At 61.4% G+C, this 19,879-nt stretch carries 14 protein-coding genes and 1 riboswitch; of the genes, 8 read left to right on the top strand and 6 right to left on the bottom strand.

The window, feature by feature from the left end:
• Nucleotides 1-138 precede the first annotated feature (138 nt).
• The gene (ileS, locus tag BW09_RS00930; RefSeq protein ID WP_044088691.1) at nt 139-3,480 is read left to right on the top strand and encodes a mupirocin-resistant isoleucine--tRNA ligase; all 3,342 of its coding nucleotides are present in this window, start codon (nt 139-141) and stop codon (nt 3,478-3,480) included.
• A gap of 234 nt (nt 3,481-3,714) precedes the next feature.
• Here ileS and metK read toward each other — a convergent pair whose 3' ends face one another.
• Together metK and rpoZ are read right to left on the bottom strand one after the other, a co-directional pair.
• Nucleotides 3,715-4,938 carry a methionine adenosyltransferase gene (gene metK / locus BW09_RS00925; RefSeq protein ID WP_140463670.1) on the bottom strand — a complete coding sequence of 408 codons (1,224 nt, stop codon included), beginning with the start codon at nt 4,936-4,938 and terminating at the stop codon, nt 3,715-3,717.
• A riboswitch (SAM riboswitch) is annotated at nt 4,934-4,994 on the bottom strand. Its footprint overlaps the gene before it by 5 nt.
• 200 nt (nt 4,995-5,194) lie before the next feature.
• Nucleotides 5,195-5,527, bottom strand: coding sequence for a DNA-directed RNA polymerase subunit omega (rpoZ, locus tag BW09_RS00920; protein WP_044088689.1), 333 nt, complete (start codon nt 5,525-5,527; stop codon nt 5,195-5,197).
• 192 nt (nt 5,528-5,719) lie between these two features.
• Between rpoZ and ilvD the strand changes: the two genes are divergently transcribed.
• Nucleotides 5,720-7,585, top strand: a complete 1,866-nt coding sequence (gene ilvD, locus BW09_RS00915; RefSeq protein WP_044088688.1) for a dihydroxy-acid dehydratase — start codon at nt 5,720-5,722, stop codon at nt 7,583-7,585.
• 292 nt (nt 7,586-7,877) lie between these two features.
• Here the strand turns inward: ilvD and fmt are convergent, their stop codons facing one another.
• From fmt to serB, 4 genes are all read right to left on the bottom strand, one after another.
• Nucleotides 7,878-8,891, bottom strand: coding sequence for a methionyl-tRNA formyltransferase (gene fmt / locus BW09_RS00910; RefSeq protein ID WP_140463668.1), 1,014 nt, complete (start codon nt 8,889-8,891; stop codon nt 7,878-7,880).
• Nucleotides 8,892-9,085: 194 nt separating this feature from the next.
• The gene (locus tag BW09_RS00905; RefSeq protein ID WP_140463666.1) at nt 9,086-9,790 is read right to left on the bottom strand and encodes an HAD family phosphatase; all 705 of its coding nucleotides are present in this window, start codon (nt 9,788-9,790) and stop codon (nt 9,086-9,088) included.
• A 129-nt stretch (nt 9,791-9,919) separates the two neighbouring features.
• Nucleotides 9,920-12,274 (bottom strand): primosomal protein N', encoded by a 2,355-nt coding sequence (locus BW09_RS00900; RefSeq protein WP_140463664.1) that lies wholly within the window; start codon nt 12,272-12,274, stop codon nt 9,920-9,922.
• Nucleotides 12,275-12,313: 39 nt separating this feature from the next.
• Entirely contained in the window at nt 12,314-13,030 is a 717-nt protein-coding gene (serB, locus tag BW09_RS00895; protein ID WP_044088683.1) for a phosphoserine phosphatase SerB, read from the bottom strand.
• 38 nt (nt 13,031-13,068) lie between these two features.
• Between serB and BW09_RS00890 the strand changes: the two genes are divergently transcribed.
• The 6 genes from BW09_RS00890 to pafA all read left to right on the top strand — a co-directional run bounded on the left by BW09_RS00890 (nt 13,069) and on the right by pafA (nt 19,813).
• A complete protein-coding gene (locus BW09_RS00890; RefSeq protein ID WP_044088682.1) occupies nt 13,069-13,767 on the top strand; it encodes a DedA family protein in 699 nt (232 codons plus the stop codon).
• A 62-nt stretch (nt 13,768-13,829) separates the two neighbouring features.
• Nucleotides 13,830-15,395 carry a proteasome ATPase gene (gene arc, locus BW09_RS00885; RefSeq protein WP_140463662.1) on the top strand — a complete coding sequence of 522 codons (1,566 nt, stop codon included), beginning with the start codon at nt 13,830-13,832 and terminating at the stop codon, nt 15,393-15,395.
• A gap of 72 nt (nt 15,396-15,467) precedes the next feature.
• A complete protein-coding gene (dop, locus tag BW09_RS00880) occupies nt 15,468-17,144 on the top strand; it encodes a depupylase/deamidase Dop (protein WP_044088680.1) in 1,677 nt (558 codons plus the stop codon).
• Between the two features lie 11 nt (nt 17,145-17,155).
• Nucleotides 17,156-18,022, top strand: coding sequence for an inositol monophosphatase family protein (locus tag BW09_RS00875; RefSeq protein ID WP_044088679.1), 867 nt, complete (start codon nt 17,156-17,158; stop codon nt 18,020-18,022).
• 64 nt (nt 18,023-18,086) lie between these two features.
• Nucleotides 18,087-18,296: a ubiquitin-like protein Pup gene (locus BW09_RS00870; protein WP_044088677.1), complete on the top strand. Its 210-nt coding sequence runs from the start codon at nt 18,087-18,089 to the stop codon at nt 18,294-18,296.
• Nucleotides 18,296-19,813 carry a Pup--protein ligase gene (gene pafA / locus BW09_RS00865; RefSeq protein WP_140464574.1) on the top strand — a complete coding sequence of 506 codons (1,518 nt, stop codon included), beginning with the start codon at nt 18,296-18,298 and terminating at the stop codon, nt 19,811-19,813. Before BW09_RS00870 ends, pafA begins: the two co-directional genes overlap by 1 nt.
• Nucleotides 19,814-19,879: the final 66 nt, after the last annotated feature.

Raw genomic sequence — 19,879 nt, 5'->3', positions numbered from 1 at the left:
GTACCGCGGTGCGGAGCGCGACATAGTCGCTTCGTCATCGTCCTCGTATACAGGAACATCATTCGACGATGATTCCGGCGAGGCGACTGGATCGACCGGGTGCCCATCCGAATTCAACGTCATCGATGATGCTCCCCAATGTACCGACATCATACAAACAGGAGATCTACGGTGAGCGAAAACGTATATCCCAAGGCGAACGAGGGCGGCGAGACCGCGAACGTTGCGCCAAACCCCAGCTTCCCCCACATGGAGGAGACCGTTCTCGACTACTGGGACAAGGATGACACCTTCCAGAAGTCGGTCGAGCGAAACCCCTCCGGCGACCACAGCCAGAACGAGTTCGTGTTCTTCGACGGCCCGCCCTTCGCCAACGGTCTGCCGCACTACGGCCACCTGCTGACCGGTTACGCCAAGGACGTCATCCCGCGCTACCAGACCATGAAGGGCCGCAAGGTCAACCGCGTCTTCGGCTGGGACACCCACGGCCTGCCCGCCGAACTCGAGGCGCAGAAGGAGCTCGGCATCGACTCGGTCGACCAGATCGAGAAGATGGGCATCGACAAGTTCAACGACGCCTGCCGCGCCAGCGTGCTCAAGTACACGCACGAATGGCAGGACTACGTGCATCGTCAGGCCCGCTGGGTGGACTTCGAGCACGGCTACAAGACCCTCAACATCCCGTACATGGAATCCGTGATGTGGGCGTTCAAGCAGCTCTACGACAAGGGCCTCGCCTATCAGGGCTACCGCGTGCTGCCGTACTGCCCGAAGGACCGCACGCCGCTGTCCGCGCACGAGTTGCGCATGGACGCCGACGTCTACCAGGATCGTCAGGACACCACCGTCTCCGTGGCCGTCAAGCTGCGCGACGAGGACGCCTACGCCGTCTTCTGGACCACCACGCCGTGGACCGTGCCCACCAACTTCGCCATCGTGGTCGGCGCCGACATCGACTATGTCGAAGTCAAGCCCACCGAAGGCAAGTTCGCAGGCAAGAAGTTCTACCTCGGCAAGGACCTGCTGCCGCATTACACCAAGGAACTCGGTGAGAACTACGAGGTCGTGCGCGAGCTCAAGGGCTCCGAGCTCGAAGGCCGCCGCTACTGGCCGGTGTTCCCGTACTTCGCCGGCGAGAAGGCCGAGTCCGAAGGCAACGTGCCCGGTCCGAACGGCTACACCATCTTCACCGCCGACTACGTCGACACCGTCGAAGGTACCGGCCTCGTGCATCAGGCCCCCTACGGCGAGGACGATATGAACACGCTCAACGCCAAGGGCATCAAGAGCACCGACGTGCTCGACGCCGGCTGTCGCTTCACCTCCCAGTGCCCGGAGTATGAAGGCATGTTCGTGTTCGACGCCAACCTGCCGATTCTGCGCAACCTGCGCGCCGGCGACGGCCCGCTCGCCGAAATCCCCGAGGAGCATCGCGCGATCCTCTTCCAGGAGAAGAGCTACGTGCACTCCTACCCGCACTGCTGGCGTTGCGCCACCCCGCTGATCTACAAGCCGGTGTCCTCCTGGTTCGTCTCCGTGACCAAGATCAAGCCGCGTCTGCTGGAGCTCAACCAGCAGATCAACTGGATTCCGGAGAACGTTAAGGACGGCCAGTTCGGCAAGTGGCTCGCCAACGCGCGCGATTGGTCGATCTCCCGTAACCGTTTCTGGGGCTCTCCGATTCCGGTGTGGGTGTCCGACGACCCGAAGTACCCGCGTGTGGACGTGTACGGTTCGCTTGAGGAGCTCAAGGCCGACTTCGGCGATTATCCGCGCGACCGTGACGGCAACATCAACATGCACCGTCCGTGGATCGACAACCTGACCCGTCCGAACCCGGACGATCCGACCGGCAAGTCCACGATGCATCGCATCACCGATGTGCTCGACTGCTGGTTCGAATCCGGCTCGATGTCGTTCGCGCAGTTCCACTACCCGTTCGAGAACAAGGAGAAGTTCGAACAGCACTTCCCGGCCGACTACATCGTCGAATACATCGGACAGACCCGCGGCTGGTTCTACCTGCTGCACGTGATGGCGACCGCGCTGTTCGACCGTCCGGCGTTCAAGAACGTGATCTGCCACGGCATCGTGCTCGGCTCCGACGGCCAGAAGATGTCCAAGCACCTGCGCAACTACCCGGATGTGAACGGCGTGTTCGACAAGTACGGTTCCGACGCCATGCGCTGGTTCCTGATGTCGTCCCCGATCTTGCGCGGCGGCAACCTCATCGTCACCGCCGAAGGTATCCGCGACACCGTGCGCCAGGTCATGCTGCCGGTGTGGAGCTCGTACTACTTCTTCACGCTGTACGCCAACGCCGCCAACGGCGGCAAGGGCTTCGACGCTCGTCATCTGCATGCGGATGAGGTCGCGGCACTGCCGGAAATGGATCGATACCTGCTGGCCCGCACCCGCAGGCTCGTGGAGCGCGTGGAAAAGGCACTGGACGAGTTCGCGATCTCCGACGCCTGCGACGCAGCATCCGACTTCATCGACGTGCTCACCAACTGGTACATCCGCAACACCCGAGACCGCTTCTGGAACGAGGACGCGAACGCGTTCAACACCTTGTACACCGTGCTCGAGGTATTCATGCGCGTGCTCGCCCCGCTCGCCCCAATGGAGGCCGAATCCGTGTGGCGCGGCCTGACCGGCGGCGAATCCGTCCACCTGGCCGATTGGCCGTTCGTGGTGGACGAGAAGACCGGCGAGGCTACCGAATTGGGCCGCGTGCTGGTCGATGATCCGAAGCTCGTGGAGGCGATGGAAAAGGTGCGCGAAGTCGTCTCCGGCACTCTGTCCCTGCGCAAGGCGTCGCAGATTCGCGTGCGCCAGCCGCTGTCCAAGCTCACCGTGGTGGTCGAGGATGTGAATGACGTGCGTGCCTATGCCGAGGTGCTCAAGTCCGAGCTCAACGTGAAGGACATCGAGTTCTGCACGATGGAGGACGCCGGCTCCCAGGGCCTGAAGATCGTGCACGAGCTGCGCGTGAACGCTCGCGCTGCCGGCCCGCGCCTTGGCAAGCAGGTGCAGTTCGCCATCAAGGCGTCCAAGACCGGCGCATGGCATGTGGATGTCGACACCGGTGCTCCGGTGGTAGAGACGCCGAACGGTGATGTCGCACTGGTCGAAGGCGAGTACGAGCTGATCAACCGTGTGGAGGAGCAGAACGCGGCTGAGGCTTCGGTCTCCGTGTCTGCGGCGCTGCCGACCGGCGGCTTCGTGATTCTCGACACTGCGCTTGACGCCGATTTGCTGGCCGAGGGCTACGCGCGCGACGCCATCCGCGCTGTCCAGGACGCCCGCAAGGACGCCGGACTCGACATCGCCGACCGCATCTCGCTGGTGCTGACCGTGCCGGCTGCCGATGTGGCCAAGGTCGAGCAGTTCCGCGACCTGATCGCTCGCGAAACGCTGGCGACTTCGTTCGAGGTGAAGGAAGGTGCCGAGCTGGCCGTCGAGGTCGCCAAAGCCTGAAATCGCTGAATCGGCTTGCTGAGCTTCCAACGTTGAACGTTGCCGACAGCTTGGCAAGCCCGGTGCCAATAGATAAGAGCTTGTCGTTATGGTAGGAATCGCATAGATTCCAATCACAACAACAAGCTCTTTGTGTTCCTATAGGCGTCGTTCTTGTATATAAAGTGAATGGGTGTTGCCTACCGTGTTTGGCGGGCAACACCCATTCACTCTATCTGGATTGGTAACGGCTGCTCATTCCGCGGCGATGGCGGCCTTGAGCTCCTCGACCTTGTTGGTCTGCTCCCACGGGAACTCAACGTCGGTGCGACCGAAGTGGCCATAGGCGGCGGTCTTCAGATAGATCGGACGCTTCAGATCGAGCTCGTCGATGATGGCGGCCGGACGCAGGTCGAACACCTTACGCACTGCGGCGGCGATCTGGCCGCGCGTCACACCATCACGCTCGGTGCCGAAGGTCTCCACGTTGATGGACACCGGATCGGCCACGCCGATGGCATAGGCCACCTGCACCTCGGCCTTGTGAGCCAAGCCAGCAGCCACGATGTTCTTTGCGACCCAGCGGGTGGCATATGCGGCGGAACGATCCACCTTGGACGGATCCTTGCCGGAGAATGCGCCGCCGCCATGGTGGGCTGCACCACCATAGGTATCGACAATGATCTTGCGGCCGGTCAGACCGGCGTCGGCAGCCGGGCCGCCGAGTATGAACGAACCGGTCGGGTTCACCAGCTGACGGTATCCCTCGTACGGCACCTTGTCGCCCAGGACTTCCTTCAGGACAGGGTCGATGACGTGTTCCTTGAGCTGCGCTTCAAGCCACTCATGAGTTGCCTCCGGGTCGTGCTGGGTGGAGATGAGCACGGTGTCCAGGCGTACCGGCTTGTCATTGTCGTCGTATTCCACGGTCACCTGGGTCTTGCCATCCGGGCGCAGATGCGGCACTTCGCCGGACTTGCGCACCTGCGTCAGACGGAAGGCCAGACGATGCGCCAAGTAGATCGGCAACGGCATCAGCACCGGCGTCTCGTCGGTGGCGTAACCGAACATCACGCCTTGGTCGCCGGCACCCTGAGCCTCGTAGCGTTCCTCGCGGCTGGCTGCGGTCTCCTGCTCGGCGGAAAGGCGGGATACGCCTTGATTGATTTCAGCGCTCTGACCGGTAATCGCCACAATCACACCGCAGGAATCGGCATCCAAGCCGACCTCTGAGGAAGTGTATCCGATGTTGCGCAGAGTCTCACGCACTTTGGACTGCACATCGCAGTATCCTTCGGAAGTGACCTCGCCGAACACTAGGAAGACGCCTGTGGCAGCTGAGGTCTCCACGGCGACATGGCTGGTGGGATCCTGCGCGAGCAGGTCGTCAAGAATGGCATCGGAAATCTGATCGCACACCTTATCCGGGTGGCCTTCGGTGACGGATTCCGCGGAAATAAGCCGCTTCTCTTCTGTCATATCATCCCTTTCATCAGGACTTATCGCCCCGCAAGCATGCGGAGCACAATGATACGGTTGTATTCATTTTTGATGGAAGCAGGCATAGCAAAGGGCTCGTGCCAACCAGCGCGGTGGCGCGAGCCCTTGGTCGTGTTCGCTCCTGAGTCTGTTTATAGCCTATGCAACTCGGTAAAGCAAGCATGTGACTCGAAAATCAGTGCACAGCGGAACCTTACGGCACATGGCATGCGGGGGAGCGTGACGGCGAAGCCGATCAGTTGCCTTCGCTCAGATCGTCTTCGCCCAGAGTCTCCTCAAGCAGACCTTCGTCGATTTCACGGAAGGCGATGGACAGCGGTTTCTCGTTGTTCTGGTACTCCACCAGCGGGCCGACGTTCTGCAGAAGGCCCTCGTTGAGCTGGGTGAAGTAGGAATTGATTTGGCGGGCGCGCTTGGCGGCGAAGATGGCCAGCGCGTACTTGGAATCAGCATGCTGCATCAGGTCGTCAATCGGCGGGTTCGCCAGACCGGTGGGGTGCGGGTCGGTGCCGAACGGCTCGGCAGCCTGCTCGTCAGCCTGATCCTTGACCTCGGTATCTTCTGCCATAAGTATGTGTCTCCAAACGTTGGAAAATCTATCTCAACCGAAGCAAGTGTAGCCTTGCCGTGGGACTTCATGCATGCTCGCAGACATCGGTGAACTGCTGGATGCGCCAAGCGAATAAGGTTACGGTTTTGAAAATTCCATTATTCGACTCTTGACAAGAAACGTGTCCCGTGCAAAGGCTTGAATGGAATCATGACCGAAATGCGATCTGCAAAACTCATGTCCGGCCGCGTCTTCGCAGGCGCGCGCGCCCTGTATCGTGCCGCTGGCGTCAGCGGCGACGACATGGGCAAGAAGCCCATCATCGCCATCGCAAACTCATTCGACGAGTTTCTGCCTGGCCACGTCCACCTGAACAAAGTGGGACGCATTGTCTCCGAAGCCATCAAAGAGGCTGGCGGCATCCCCCGTGAGTTCAACACTATGGCTGTGGATGATGGCATTGCCATGGGCCACACCGGCATGCTGTACTCCCTGCCTTCCCGCGACATCATCGCCGATACCGTCGAATACCAGTGCAACGCGCACTGCGCCGACGCCCTGATCTGCATCCCGAACTGCGACAAGGTCGTGCCGGGCATGCTCATGGCCGCCCTGCGCCTCAACATCCCGACAGTGTTCGTCTCTGGCGGCCCGATGGAGGCAGGCACCACAGTGCTCGCCGACGGCACCGTCAAGAAGAACACCGACCTCATCTCCGTGATGTACGCCTCCGCCGACGATAGCGTCTCCGAGGAGGACCTGCTCAACTACGAGAAGACCGTGTGCCCGACCTGCGGTTCCTGCGCCGGCATGTTCACCGCCAACTCTATGAACTGCCTGACCGAGGCCATCGGTCTGGCCCTGCCGGGCAACGGTACGATCCTCGCCTCCCACGGCTTCCGCAAGGAGCTGTTCCGCAAGGCCGCGCGCCAGGTCGTCAAGATCGCCAACCAGTACTACAAGGACGACGACGATTCCGTGCTGCCGCGCTCCATCGCCACCAAGGAGGCGTTCGAGAACGCCATGACCATGGACGTGGCCATGGGCGGTTCCACGAACACCGTGCTGCACATTCTGGCCATGGCGCAGTCCGCTGACGTGGACTTCACCCTGGACGACATCGAGCGCATCTCCCACACCGTGCCCTGCATCTGCAAGGCCGCGCCTTCCGGCAAGTGGGAGATCTCCGACGTGCACCGCGCGGGCGGCATCTGCGGCATCCTCGGCGAACTCGACCGCGCCGGCAAGCTGCACAGGAACGTCCACTCCATCGATTACCCGACGCTCGAGGACAAGCTCGCCGACTGGGACATCATGCGCGACACCTGCACCGAAGAAGCCAAGACCATGTACCACGCGGCACCTGGCCACATCATCTCCCCGGAGCCGTGGACGCACGAGACCCTGTTCGATTCGCTCGACACCGACCGCGTGAACGGCGCCATCCACGACATCGATCACCCGGAGATCCACGAAGGCGGTCTCGCCGTGCTGCGCGGCAACCTCGCACCTGACGGTTGCGTGGTGAAGACCGCGGGCGTGCCGCAGGAGATCTGGAAGTTCCGCGGACCGGCTCTGGTGGTTGAGTCCCAGGAAGAGGCCATCAAGGTCATCCTTGACGATACCCTGAAGCCTGGCATGGCCTTGGTCATTCGCTACGAGGGTCCGAAGGGTGGCCCGGGCATGCAGGAGATGCTGTACCCGACCTCCTTCGTCAAGGGCAAGGGCATCGGCAAGCAGGTGGCCATGCTCACCGATGGCCGCTACTCCGGCGGCTCCTCCGGTCTGGCCATCGGCCACATGGCTCCCGAGGCTGCGAACAAGGGCCCGGTGGCGCTTATCAAGAACGGCGACATCATCGACATCGACATCGAAGCCCGTTCCGTGAACGTGGAGCTGACTGACGAGCAGCTGGCTCAGCGCCGTGCGGAGCTTGAGGCCGGCGACGGCTATGTGGCCCATCGTGACCGCAAGGTCTCTCAGGCGCTCAAGGCGTACGCCGCCTTTGCCCGCTCCGCCGACAAGGGTGCTACGAGGGATCCTGACCTTATCAACAAGCTCTCCGGTCTCGCCTGATTCCACTGATTCTGCTGGCCGTCCGGCTGTGGACGGCTATGGATTTGGGGCCCGTCATCTTCCTTGTGTAGGAAGATGACGGGCCCCAAATCTTATGCAGCACTCATTGCGCAATATGCGGATGCGGGTCGAAACATAAGTCTTGAACGATACCTGTTTATGTTTCGACCCGTATGAGGCATCAACAATGGGACGAAACATAAACAGGAGCAGGATGAAACTTATGTTTCGACCCGTCTGCACGTTCCAACGTCTGATTATGCATGCAGGCGAACCTGCATATGAGCATGGCTCAGTGCAGACAGGCGGTGGGGGAGAGACGGGCTCCTCGCGCCCAGTCGGCGGCGCGCATGGCCTTTTTGCCTTGCGCTTTGACTTGGGTGAGCTCCAGCGCGGTGGTGCCGGTGCCGACCCAGACGTTCTTCTTGCCGGCCTTGAGCTCGCCAGGCTTCAGGTTCATGGGTGTGTTGGGGTTGCCTGCATCCGCGGGCTGGGCGGCAAGCACGTGCAGGGTGAGCGGGTGAGTGGTCCCGGTTGCATCTTTGACGGTTGCATCTTCGGCGTCCGACGCTCCAGGCAGACCATCCGCATGCAGTTCAGTCCAGGCTCCGGGCTGTGGGGTGCACGCGCGAATCTGACGGTCGATGGCATCGGCGGCATCGGTCCAGTCGATACGGGCGTCCTCCACGGTGATTTTGTGCGCATACTCCAGCCCTTCGGCCGGTTGCGGTGTGAACGTTGCGGTTCCTTCCCCGACCGCCGCCAGCGCATCCACGTACATGGGTGCACCTTCTTGGGCCAAGAGGGTCAGAAGCTCTCCGGAGGTTTCGCGTCCGCCGAGCTCAATGGTCATCGATGCCACGATCGGGCCGTCGTCGAGTCCTTCGCCCACTTTGAACACATCCGCACCGGTGGTGGTGTCTCCGGCCCAGATGGCGCGTTGTGCAGGGGCGGCGCCACGCCACTTCGGCAGATTGGAGAAATGCAGGTTGTACCAACCCATCGGTACTGCGTCGAGCACGTTTTTCGGCAGGATATTGCCGTAGGCGATCACCGCTGCGATATCGGCGTGCAACGCGCTGAGTGCGTTCAGGAATTCGGGGGAGCGGGGTTTGGCGTCAATTACCGGCAGACCGAGCTCCAAAGCCGTGGCTTTGACCGGGCTTGGCGTAAGCTTGCGTCCACGGCCCGTAGGGGCATCTGGGCGGGTGATGACACCCACCACTTCAAAACGTGGGTCTGTAGCGAACGCCTTGAGTGAGGGAACCGCGACATCAGGTGTGCCTGCGAACACCAGTTTCAGCATGAATCTCCTTACGGTGCATTGATGAATCGTGTCAGGATAGCGCCGTTGCTGGACTCCCCTCGGTCAGCTTTGCTGACAGCTCTCCCGGGAGGGGAGTCCGGGAATCTGGTATGAACGTTCGCTATCCCGTTGGCACGTCTCCCCTCAGGGAAGGGGAGACGGAAGTCGGCATTAATCAGACTGTATCGTGATGGCTACTGGACGTCCGGGATGTTGACCCCGTTGGCGATGAGCAGTTCGCGCAGCTTGACCGGATCCTTGAACCGAACGCCACGAATGCCGGCCGCGTTCGAGCCGACGATGTTCATGGCCTTATCGTCGATGAACAGCGCGCCATCGGCTGTGATGCCAAAGCTCTTCAGCGCCGCCTCATAGATCTCCTTATGCGGCTTGCGCAGCTTGACGAAGCCGGAGACCAGCTTGCCGTCCAGCTGCTGGATGATGTCGCATTGCTCTTCGGCCACATGGAAGAGCTCGGCCTCCCAGTTGCTCAATCCCCAGACGCCGATGCCGGCGGCTTTGAGATCATTGACCAGCACGCGGGCGCCCGGTACCACACCGGTCAGGGAATCGCGGAAATTATCTACGTAATACCGCAGCATGTTCGCCCACTTGTCGCCCTTGCGTTCGCGCATGATGGCGATGGCCTCATCGGGGCTGGTGCCGGCGTCCATCATGTCGTTGATGTCGTAGAACCCGGAGATGTCATTGTCGAGGAACTCCTCGATGGTGTGTTGGCTGTAGCGGGGGATGAGCACTGCGGCGGGATCCCAATAGATGAGCACATTGCCGAAATCGAAGATCACGTCAGTGATGGGTTTGCCGGCGTTCGCGGCCGCATCGCCGTCTGCCACCAGCACATCATATTCCATATCCGGTTCTCCCGGCCAACCTTTCATGATGATCCTCCTTTTGGAATCTGTCATGGACCGCGTATGGTACCGCTGAGTTTTCCCTCTCCTATGGTTCCATGTGTTGACGACGAGGACAAAGCGTGTCGAAGACGAGGCAAAACGGCTGTAACCGCGTCAGATCAGATCCTTGGGGTCGACGCGGAACCGTAATTCTCCGGGTTCCCGCGCGGCCACATGACGGGCGGTCTCACGTCTCAGCCGCAATGCCAATGCCGCCCGTTCGCTTTGCGGCACCCTTACCACGGCTTTGACCCTATCCGCAGTGGCCTCCAGTTCACGGGCGTCCACCGTATCCGGCTGGGCGATGGGCACAGGTCCCAGCATGCCGGGAAGCTCGCCGCACAACGCCCAATCGCCGCCCAAAGCTCCGACACGTTGCATCAGCGTCATCACCGCGTCCCGTCTGCCCCAGACGCATGCCGCCGCCACGGTAGGAGGCATGCCGGTTTCCGCGCGCTCCTCCATATCTTTGGCGGCGAGAATACGGGAATCCCATATCATCAGCGATTGCGCGATGGCAGGATCGGTTTCACCGAGAATCAGTGCGCTGCCGCCGCGGGATCGTGGTGCGCATAGCGACACAGCGCGCATCCATGCCGTCAGCGTATCGAGACGGGCGTCCACGCCTAGCGCATACAGGCTTGTCCACGCATCGAGGATCGCCACGGCATGATATTCAAAGCCCTCCGGACGTCGTGTGCCGTCAACTGGACGAACACGAGGTTCGAATCCCGGTGTCGCGATGACGATCATCGGCTGGGAGGGCACATCCGTCACCAGCCCGCGGGCTTTGGAGGACACCACCACCGGCACTCCACGGAACAGCCCGGCGAGTTCCTCGGCTGTACCGGTGGCACCGACCCGGATCACCCGCATACGATCATGGTGACACGCGGGGCATGTCCAGTTCATGGCAGGGGCCCCGCACCATTGGCATCGGGGTGTGGAATCCGTGCGGTCGGCAGGCAGCTGCAATGGGCCTGCGCATCTGGCGCACCGCGCCTGGCTGTGGCAGGTCGCACAGCTCAGCGTCTCGCTGATGCTGTCCTGCGGAATCGATAAGAGCACTGGTCCGCTTTCCAACGCCTTGCCCAATATCCGGACAGCCGTATGCGGCACGCGCGCGCCGATGGTCGGGTCGGCGAGCCGTGAGAGTTCTTCGCGGTTCAGCCACCGCACCCATGGGGTGGCGTCTTTCAACGGCGAAGCCAGCGGATGAATGGCGGTGGAATAGCCGCTCACAGGCGTCTCCACGGTGTGTGGCCCGGCGGTCTCCCAATGGCTTTGTGCGCTACGCGCGTTGGCCATGGCCACGAAGACGCCGCCATGGGCTTTGGCGCGCAGTCTCATTACGCCACGGGCCTGAGGATACGGCATCATGCCATCCATGTTCTGATAGGCTGCATCTTCCAGGATGGCGAACAAGGCCGGGCCCTCGACCGGCGCATAGGCCACGGCGCGAGTGCCTATCACCACTTTCACCTGCCCCAATGCGACGGCAAGGTAGGCACGGTAACGATCAGCGGCAGGCATGGCCTCCGCGTTCAGAATGGCCACATCACCCACCCATCCGCCTGACGGCGAAGGCGCGAACGGCGTCAACCCGTAGTTGCGCAGCATGGGCAGGAGATCCCCCACTTCTCTCATGGTGGGCAATTCCACAACGGCGCATTTGCCGGCTGTCAGCGCAGCGGCAACCATCCAGGCCATGTTCCTCTGCCATTCCTGCGCGCCGGGGAGGGAATCAAAGACAAAGGATCGGAACCGGTTACCGATGAGCCCCTCGTACAGGACATGTGCGTCGCCGTAATTCGCGGCGACACGTTGATACCCCTGTTCGGTGCCCTTGCGCACCATGGGGGCGACGGAAAACCCATGGGTGTCGATAGGGGAGCCGTCGGGTGTGGTGCCTCTGCCGGCAAACCCTGATACCGCTGGTGACGCGGATGCCGGTTGCCTCTCCTCGGAAGGTCGCGGCGCAGCGGGCATACCGGACCCGACTGGACGCTGGAACGATGCCGCCAGACGCTGTTCGGCCTCCACCTTGGCCACGCGGGGCGGTACGGCGAAGCGCAGGATATTCGCCCGCGTGCCGCCGTAGGCGTCCGCAATCAGTGCGATGTCGTCACGCATCGACTTCGGGACCAATACGTCCGGGTTCAGCACCCGTTCGATGTAGCGAAGCGAGGATCGCGGAGTACTGCTTGCAGTGGTCCTTCCCCATATGATGCCATTGACTCTTCGACCGCCGAATCGAACCCGAACCAGTACGCCGGGCTGTGCGGCGTCGCTGTCCTTCTCATCGATGAGATAATCGAACGTCTGCCCCAGGTGCAACGCCTGCACCTCCAACACCACTTGGGCGATGGGCGCCTGATCGGCAGGAGTGTGTTCTGCGGGCGCGCGTTTGCGCCGCTTGCGTGGGGCAAGCCCCGCAAGTGTCAATTGTTCCGCGCCCTCAACAGTCATGAAGCCACTATAAGCGAGGATTTCATATGCGGTAAAAATTTACCTCAGGTATTCGAGTACGTGACGAAGATCGCGGTCGTTGATTGATTCATCGGCGGCAAGCTGGGTCTTCGGCTTCGCGCAGAACGCCAGTCCAAGACCTGCCGCCTGAATCATCGGAATGTCGTTGGCACCATCGCCTACCGCCACGGTCTGGCTCATCGGCACGCCAAGGCGTTCGGCCCAGGCGCGCAACGCATGCAGCTTCACCGTTTTGCAGACGATCTCGCCCAACACCTTGCCGGTCAGCCGGCCGTCCACCACATCCAGGCGATTCGCGATCCACAGGTCGATATGCCCTTCGGCGGCCAAGCGATCCACCACTTCATGGAAGCCGCCGGACACCACGCCGACCTTCCATCCGTGCTCGTGAAGCGTGTCGATAAGCTCCAACGCGCCTCGAGTGAAATGCAATTTGTCATGTACGGTGTCGAATACTGAGACAGGAAGCCCCTCGAGCAGTGCGACACGGGCTCGCAGCGCATCGCAGAACTCCAGTTCGCCCCGCATGGCGCGTTCGGTCACATCGGCGATCTCCTCGCCTTTGCCTGCCGCTTCACCAAGCTCGTCGATGACCTCTTCATCAATCAGTGTGGAATCCACGTCCATGACCAGCAATCCAGGCTTGCTGAGCGTCGGCATCGGATTGCTGGTCGCGGTACCGTCGCCGTCATCATCGGTGAACTTGTCAACAAAATGCGCATCTTCTCCAGTCATGCCTTAGATTGTCGAAAAACCTTGGGACAATACCCGCTATGAGTCTTACCCCTGAGCTTGCCCTTGCAGTAGCCCAACAGTCCACCCCGGTATGCAGTGCCTCGGATGGCGGATTGATCGGTGCAATCACCTCATGGCTGGTTGCCCTTATGGAGACCGTCGGAGGTGTTGGCGTGGCGCTGGCCATAGCATTGGAATCCGTATTCCCGCCCATTCCCTCGGAAGTGATTCTGCCTCTCGCCGGTTTCACCGCCGCACGCGGCACCTTGAGCCTTCCCGGAGCGATCATCTGGGCCACCATCGGTTCGGTGCTGGGCGCATGGGTGCTGTATGGCATCTCCCGTTGGGTCGGACTGCATCGCATCAACCATGCCGCGGACAAGATTCCCGGCGTCAGCCGCAACGATGTGAGCAAGGCCAACGACTGGTTCACCAAATACGGTACCTGGTCCGTGCTGATCGGCCGCGTGATTCCCGTGGTGCGTTCGCTGATTTCTATCCCCGCCGGCTTCAACCGCATGAATTTCCTGCAGTTCACCGGCTGGACGCTGCTGGGATCCGCGATATGGAACACGATTCTGGTGTCCGCCGGTTACATGCTGGGGGACCAGTGGTGCTCCATCCAAGGTGCACTGGGCGTATTCGAGGATGTGGTCATCGCAGTGGTGATTGTGATCCTCGTCTGGTTCATCGCGCGCAAAGTGCGTAGTGTGGTTCGTGCGAGAAAGCAGCAGTGACACAGACACGGACGACAGGCCGCGCCTCGACAATCATGAACAAGACAGCCGGAGAGAGCCGAATGAGTGAAGCAGAAGACCTTGCCGCATTGAACGATCGTCTGATGGCCAGGAACCATGCGCTCGCCGAGGCATTGTCCCGGGCGGGCAAGGAGCTGACCCGCGCCAAGTCCCAATTGGCTCAGCTCGCCCAGCCCCCGTTGACCTTCGCCACCATGGTGAAGGTTGATGCCTCACATGTCGATGAGGATGGTGTGCAGCATGCCTCCGCGGAGGTCATTTCCGGCACGCGGCGCATGGTGGTGCCTGTGGCGTCGAACGTGAACGCCGCACGTTTGACCTCCGGTGCCACCGTGATGCTCAACGAGAAACTCGTGCTTGTCGAGCAGCGCGACAGCGACACGGTGGGTCAGGTCCGCGTGGTCAAAGAGTGCCTTGACGATGGGCGTCTGTTGGTCAGCGACGCGTCCGGCAACCCCGTGCTCATACGCCGCTCCGGTGGCATGGCTCATGTCACGGTCAGCCAGGGCGATCGTGTGATCGTGGATCCATCCGTACGTATGGCGTTGGATGTGCTGCCCGTCGAAGGTGACAAGGACCTGGTGCTTGAAGAGACCCCTGACGTCACCTTCGCCGATATCGGCGGCCTTGATACGGAGATCGGCCGCATCAAGGATGCGGTGCAATTGCCGTTCCAGCACCGCGCGCTCTTCCGACGCTATGATCTGAAGCCTCCCAAGGGCGTGCTGCTCTACGGTCCTCCCGGCAACGGCAAGACGATGATCGCCAAGGCCGTAGCCAACGCGCTGTGCGAGGGCGGCTACGACATGGATGGCGATGGCGCGATGACTGATGCCGAACGCAAGGTCACTGGCGTGTTCCTTTCCGTCAAAGGCCCGGAGCTGCTCAACAAGTATGTAGGCGAATCCGAGCGACTCATCCGCTTGATCTTCCAACGCGCACGCGAGCGCGCGGCGGAAGGCCGACCGGTGGTGGTGTTCATCGATGAGATGGATTCGCTGCTGCGCACCCGTGGCTCCGGCGTCTCCTCCGATGTGGAGACCACCATCGTGCCGCAGTTCCTCGCCGAACTTGATGGTGTGGAATCACTGGACAATGTCATGGTGATTGGTGCTTCCAACCGTGTGGACATGATCGATCCCGCCGTGCTCCGGCCCGGGCGTCTGGATGTGAAGATCCGTGTCGGCCGGCCCGGGCCTGAGCAGGCCGTCGCCATAGTGGATCATTATCTGACCGATGACCTGCCCCTCGACCCTGACGTGGATGCCCATACGCTGTCCACAGTGCTGGTGCAGGACATCTTCGCCACCAATGAGCGTCGGCATATATGCGATGTGCAGGGCGAAAACGGCCAATGGTCGGCCCTGTTCCTCGCCGACGTCGTGTCGGGTGCCATGCTCAAGAACATCGTGGATCGCGCCAAGACCAAGGCCGTCAAACAATCCATCGAAACCGGTGAGGACGTGGCGTTGACCGTATCGTTGCTGGCCGCGGCGGTGGAAGAGGAATATGAAGAGACCCGGGATTCGATGGCGGATGTCGATCCCGAACAGTGGGCGCGCGTCAATGGCATGGATCCGATTCGCAGGGTTCGGGCAGTCTCCTGATTGCGTGAATCGACCGCGACGGCACCGACAGCGAACAACGTGTATGGAAAACAATGGAAAGCAGGAACGGATATGACCGTCAAACGAGTGATGGGAACCGAAACAGAATATGCGGTCTCTCTGCAAGGTTCCGGCCGATACAATCCCGTACAACTTTCCTTCGATGTGGTGGGCGCGGCGGCGGACGGCCACAGCGACACCATCCGCTGGGATTATCGTCAGGAGGACCCGGTCAATGACGCGCGCGGCACCCGGCTTGAACGCGCCGCGGCACGGCCGGAGATGCTCACCGACGCGCCCCAGCTCAACATCACCAACGTGATTGCCCCCAACGGCGGTCGCGTGTATGTGGATCATGCCCATCCTGAATATTCCGCTCCCGAAACCCTCGACCCGTTCGAGGCCGTGCGATATGACCATGCCGGCGACCTCATCATGCAGGCCGCAGCCGAGCATGCCGCCAGGCAGACCGGCACGCCGATTGTGCTGCATCGCAACAACGTGGACGGCAAAGGCTCCTGCTGGGGCACGCACGAGAACTACATGATGCAACGCAGCGTGCCGTTCAATCAGGTGGCTCGGCTGATGACCTTGCACTTCGTGACACGCCAGATCTATGCCGGCTCCGGACGGGTCGGCATCGGCGAACACAGTGAACAGGCCGGATTCCAGCTCAGCCAGCGTGCCGACTATATTCATGCGAGAATCGGTCTGCAGACCACCTTCGAACGCCCGATCATCAATACGCGGGACGAATCCCACTCCACCGAATCGTGTCGCCGGCTGCACGTGATCGTGGGCGACGCCAACCGCATGCAGGTCCCGCAAGTGTTGAAGCTCGGCACCACCAGCATGCTGTTGTGGCTGCTCGAGCATGCCGACGAGGCGGGATTCGACATGAATGAATTCCTGAATGGGTTGGATCTCGCCGATCCCGTCGAAGCCATGCATGTGGTGTCGCATGACCTTTCCCTGGCTGCCGAATTGCCGCTGGCCAATGGAGGACAGGCCACCGCGTGGCTGATTCAGCTGAAACTCCGCCAAGCCGTGTACCAGGTGGCTGCGCTGCTGGACGGCACCGACACCAAAGGCGAACCGGCTTGGCCTGATAAGCCGACCGTGTCGGTGATGGCCATGTGGGGGCAGGCGCTTGCCGACGTGGCTGCGATCCGTCACGCCGATGATGATGCACGGCTTGGGCTTGCCGCCGAGGCAGGCCGGGTCGAATGGCTGCTCAAGTGGCAATTGCTGGAGAAGGTGCGCAGGAAAATCGCCGGTGGAAGCAACGCCGGGGCCACGCAGGATACGCGATTGGCTTGGCAGGACTCCCGCATCAAGGTCATCGACTTGGCTTGGGCTGCGCTTGATCCCCGGACCAGCGTATTCGCCAAACTCGACCCCCGGACCGAACGTGTGGAACGCAACGAGGACATTGCGCGGGCCGCCGACGAGCCTCCTACCGATACCCGTGCCTGGTTGCGCGGCGAGTTGGTCAGGACATTCGGCGAGGAGGTGGCCGCAGTGAGCTGGTCACGGCTGACCGTGCGTGATCCGCGATTCATGGACGGCGATGATTCGGCTGAATTCTACGGCAACGCCAGCCGGACCACCACCGATCCGGCCCGCCTGTTCTCCTTGGATATTTCAGATCCGCTCGCCTTCACCAAGAGCCGTTGCGAACAGAGGCTGCGGGAATCGAAACACGCCATTGACCTGCTCAAGGCTTTGGCCATCGGCAAAGAAGGATAGACTTGTCTGCTATGGATGACACACAAACACAGACCCCTCAGGATCTGCGCAATCTCGCGCTGAAAGTAGCCGGACTGCTTGAAGAAGCCGGCAAGCATGCCCTCCATGACCAGATCAATCCCAGAAATCTCGCACAACCCTCCACGGATGAGCAGGAGCGGCGAGGCCCCCTGTTCAAATTGGAGACCGACAGCAAGATTCTGCGCTTCATGAGCACACGTTTGGCTGATATAGCCCATTTCGACGGTTTCTGGACCACCCGTCCATCTGAAAGCCGCCCCGGTCAGAAATACTGGTATATCGGCAAGATCGATGGTGTGATCAACTATGTGCGCCGTATGAGCGAATGGACGCTCACCGCAGCATTATTCGAATTCGACGAGAATCGCGAGCCCAAGCCCATTCTCGGTGTGGTGCATGCGCCGGCTTTGGGATTGACCTATCTGGCTGCACGTGGTGCCGGTGCCGTGCGCATCCATAAGACCGCAGTCGGTGAGAAACGCGACAAGGTGGTTCCCTCGATGACCTCCTCGCTGGATGGTTCCGTGCTGAGCTACGGCATGTCGATCATTCCCGAGGAGTCCAAGAGAGCCCTGGATGTGGCATCCGCGCTGGCAGGCCGCCCTGCGGACATCAAGCGTGTCGGACCGGCCTCTTTGGACCTGTGCAAGGTCGCGGACGGTACATACGACGCTTATTTCGAGCCGATGCTTCATGTCTGGGACATTGCCGCCATCGCCGCGGGAACGGTGGTGGTCTGGGAGGCTCAGGGCACGCTCAGCCGTTGGGATGGCGACCGCATCCATTGGCGTCATGACAACGACGTAGTGGCCACCAACGGCCTTATCGTCCGCGATCTTAAACCGTATCTGAAATAGTTCCATTCCGCTTCCTCCACAATGAGGAGGCGTCCACATCAATCATTACAAGAAAGCGTCACATATGCCGCAGCAATTCCAACAGCCACAGTCCCAATCCGCCGACCAGCACGAGGAAGACGACCAGATCGTCACCCAATCCGCTGATCAGGAACAGGGACAGGCACAAGACCAGGGCGACGTGCTCGACAGCATCCTCGACGATATCGAGTCCACGCTGGAAACGAACGCCGAAGAATACGTGAACAGCTTCGTGCAAAAAGGCGGCGAGTGATGCCCCAACTGCGTGACAGCGGCACCCGCTCCCTGCACGCCACAGAACCCGTGCCATCCGCCGAGATGGACGGGTTCTGCCGTATTTTCGGTATCGAGACCGAATACGGCGTGGCGGTCACCGGCGCCGACCGGCCGGTGGATGCCGGGCAGGTGGCGATGACCATGTTCCAGCCCATCGTCTCGCGCTCTCGTTCCACCAACACCTACCTGTCCAACGGCTCCCGTCTGTATCTCGACGTCGGCTCGCATCCCGAATACGCCACCGCCGAGGCCCGTGACCCGCGCGAGGCATTGGCTCAGGATCTTGCCGGCGAACGGGTGATGCGGAACCTCGCCTTGAAGGCGCAGACGAAACTGCGCGAATCGTACGGCGAACACGCCACCATTCACGTGTTCAAGAACAACGTGGATTCCGCAGGGCACGCCTTCGGATGCCATGAGAATTACCTGGTCCGCCGGTTTGTCCCATTGGAGACTATCGAGCATCAGCTGCTGCCGTTCCTCATCACCCGGCAGCTCTACACCGGTGCCGGGCGCATGACCCCGGACGGCTTCCAGATCACCCAGCGCGCCGATTTCCTCGACGAGGCCGTATCCTCGGCCACCACGCGCTCGCGCCCGATGGTCAATACGCGCGACGAACCGCACGCCGACCCCGACTCGTTCCGTCGTCTGCATGTGATCATCGGCGACTCGAACCGTTCGCAATGGGCCACATGGATGAAACTCGCCGTGACGCACCTCGTGCTGTGCGTTATTGAGGACGCAGCCCGGCGCGGCGTGCCCTGCGGTTTCGAGGAGTACGATTTCGCCGATCCCGCCGCGGCCAATCGCATGGTCAGCCGCTTCCTTGAACATCCGGATGCTGAATTGTCGCTCGTTTCGGGCGCAACGATCACTGCACTCGGATTGCAACGCCGGTACTACCGGGCGGTGGCATCATTCGTCTCCGACCATCGTGAGACGATGGGTGCCTCATTGGCGAACAGGTCTTACTCCGGCTCCGTGATCTCGGATTCGATGTCCGGTGATTCTTCCGATTCGCCGGTGACTGTGGTGCTGCAGGAGTGGGACCGGGCGCTTTGTGCTCTGGAATCAGGGGATTACACCGCGCTCGCCGACCGTGTGGATTGGGCCGCCAAAAAGCGTGTGCTCGATGCTGTTCGCCGTCGTCGCCCGGACGCGACATTCGCGCAGTTGGAGCAGTTGGAACTCGATTACCACGACATCGCCAATGGACGGCTGTATGACTCGCTGGTCTCGCGCGGCCAGCTGCGGGAGCTAGTGACGACGTCGGACGTCGAGCGCGCCATCCACAATCCGCCGTCCGACACCCGAGCCGCCCTGCGCGGCCGGTTCGTGACCGCCGCCCTCGCCTCTGGTGCCCAATTCTCCGCCGACTGGACGCATTTGGCCCTGACCGCCCCCGAGCGCCGGGAAGCCGTGCTCCTCGATCCGTTTGATGCCGCTGGAACCTCGGACTTCACGCGTCTTATGGAGGCGCTGGACCGCTAGTATCCTGCGTCGTTAATTCGTCGAATACATTGGATGCTCCCCTTGTCAGGGGAGCTGACCCGCGAA

Origin of the sequence: Bifidobacterium sp. UTCIF-1, from assembly GCF_006408915.1 — a bacterium.
Lineage (GTDB): Bacteria > Actinomycetota > Actinomycetes > Actinomycetales > Bifidobacteriaceae > Bifidobacterium > Bifidobacterium reuteri.
The sequence above is the reverse complement of the archived record's forward strand: the minus strand, read 5'-3'. Positions and strand labels throughout refer to the sequence as shown.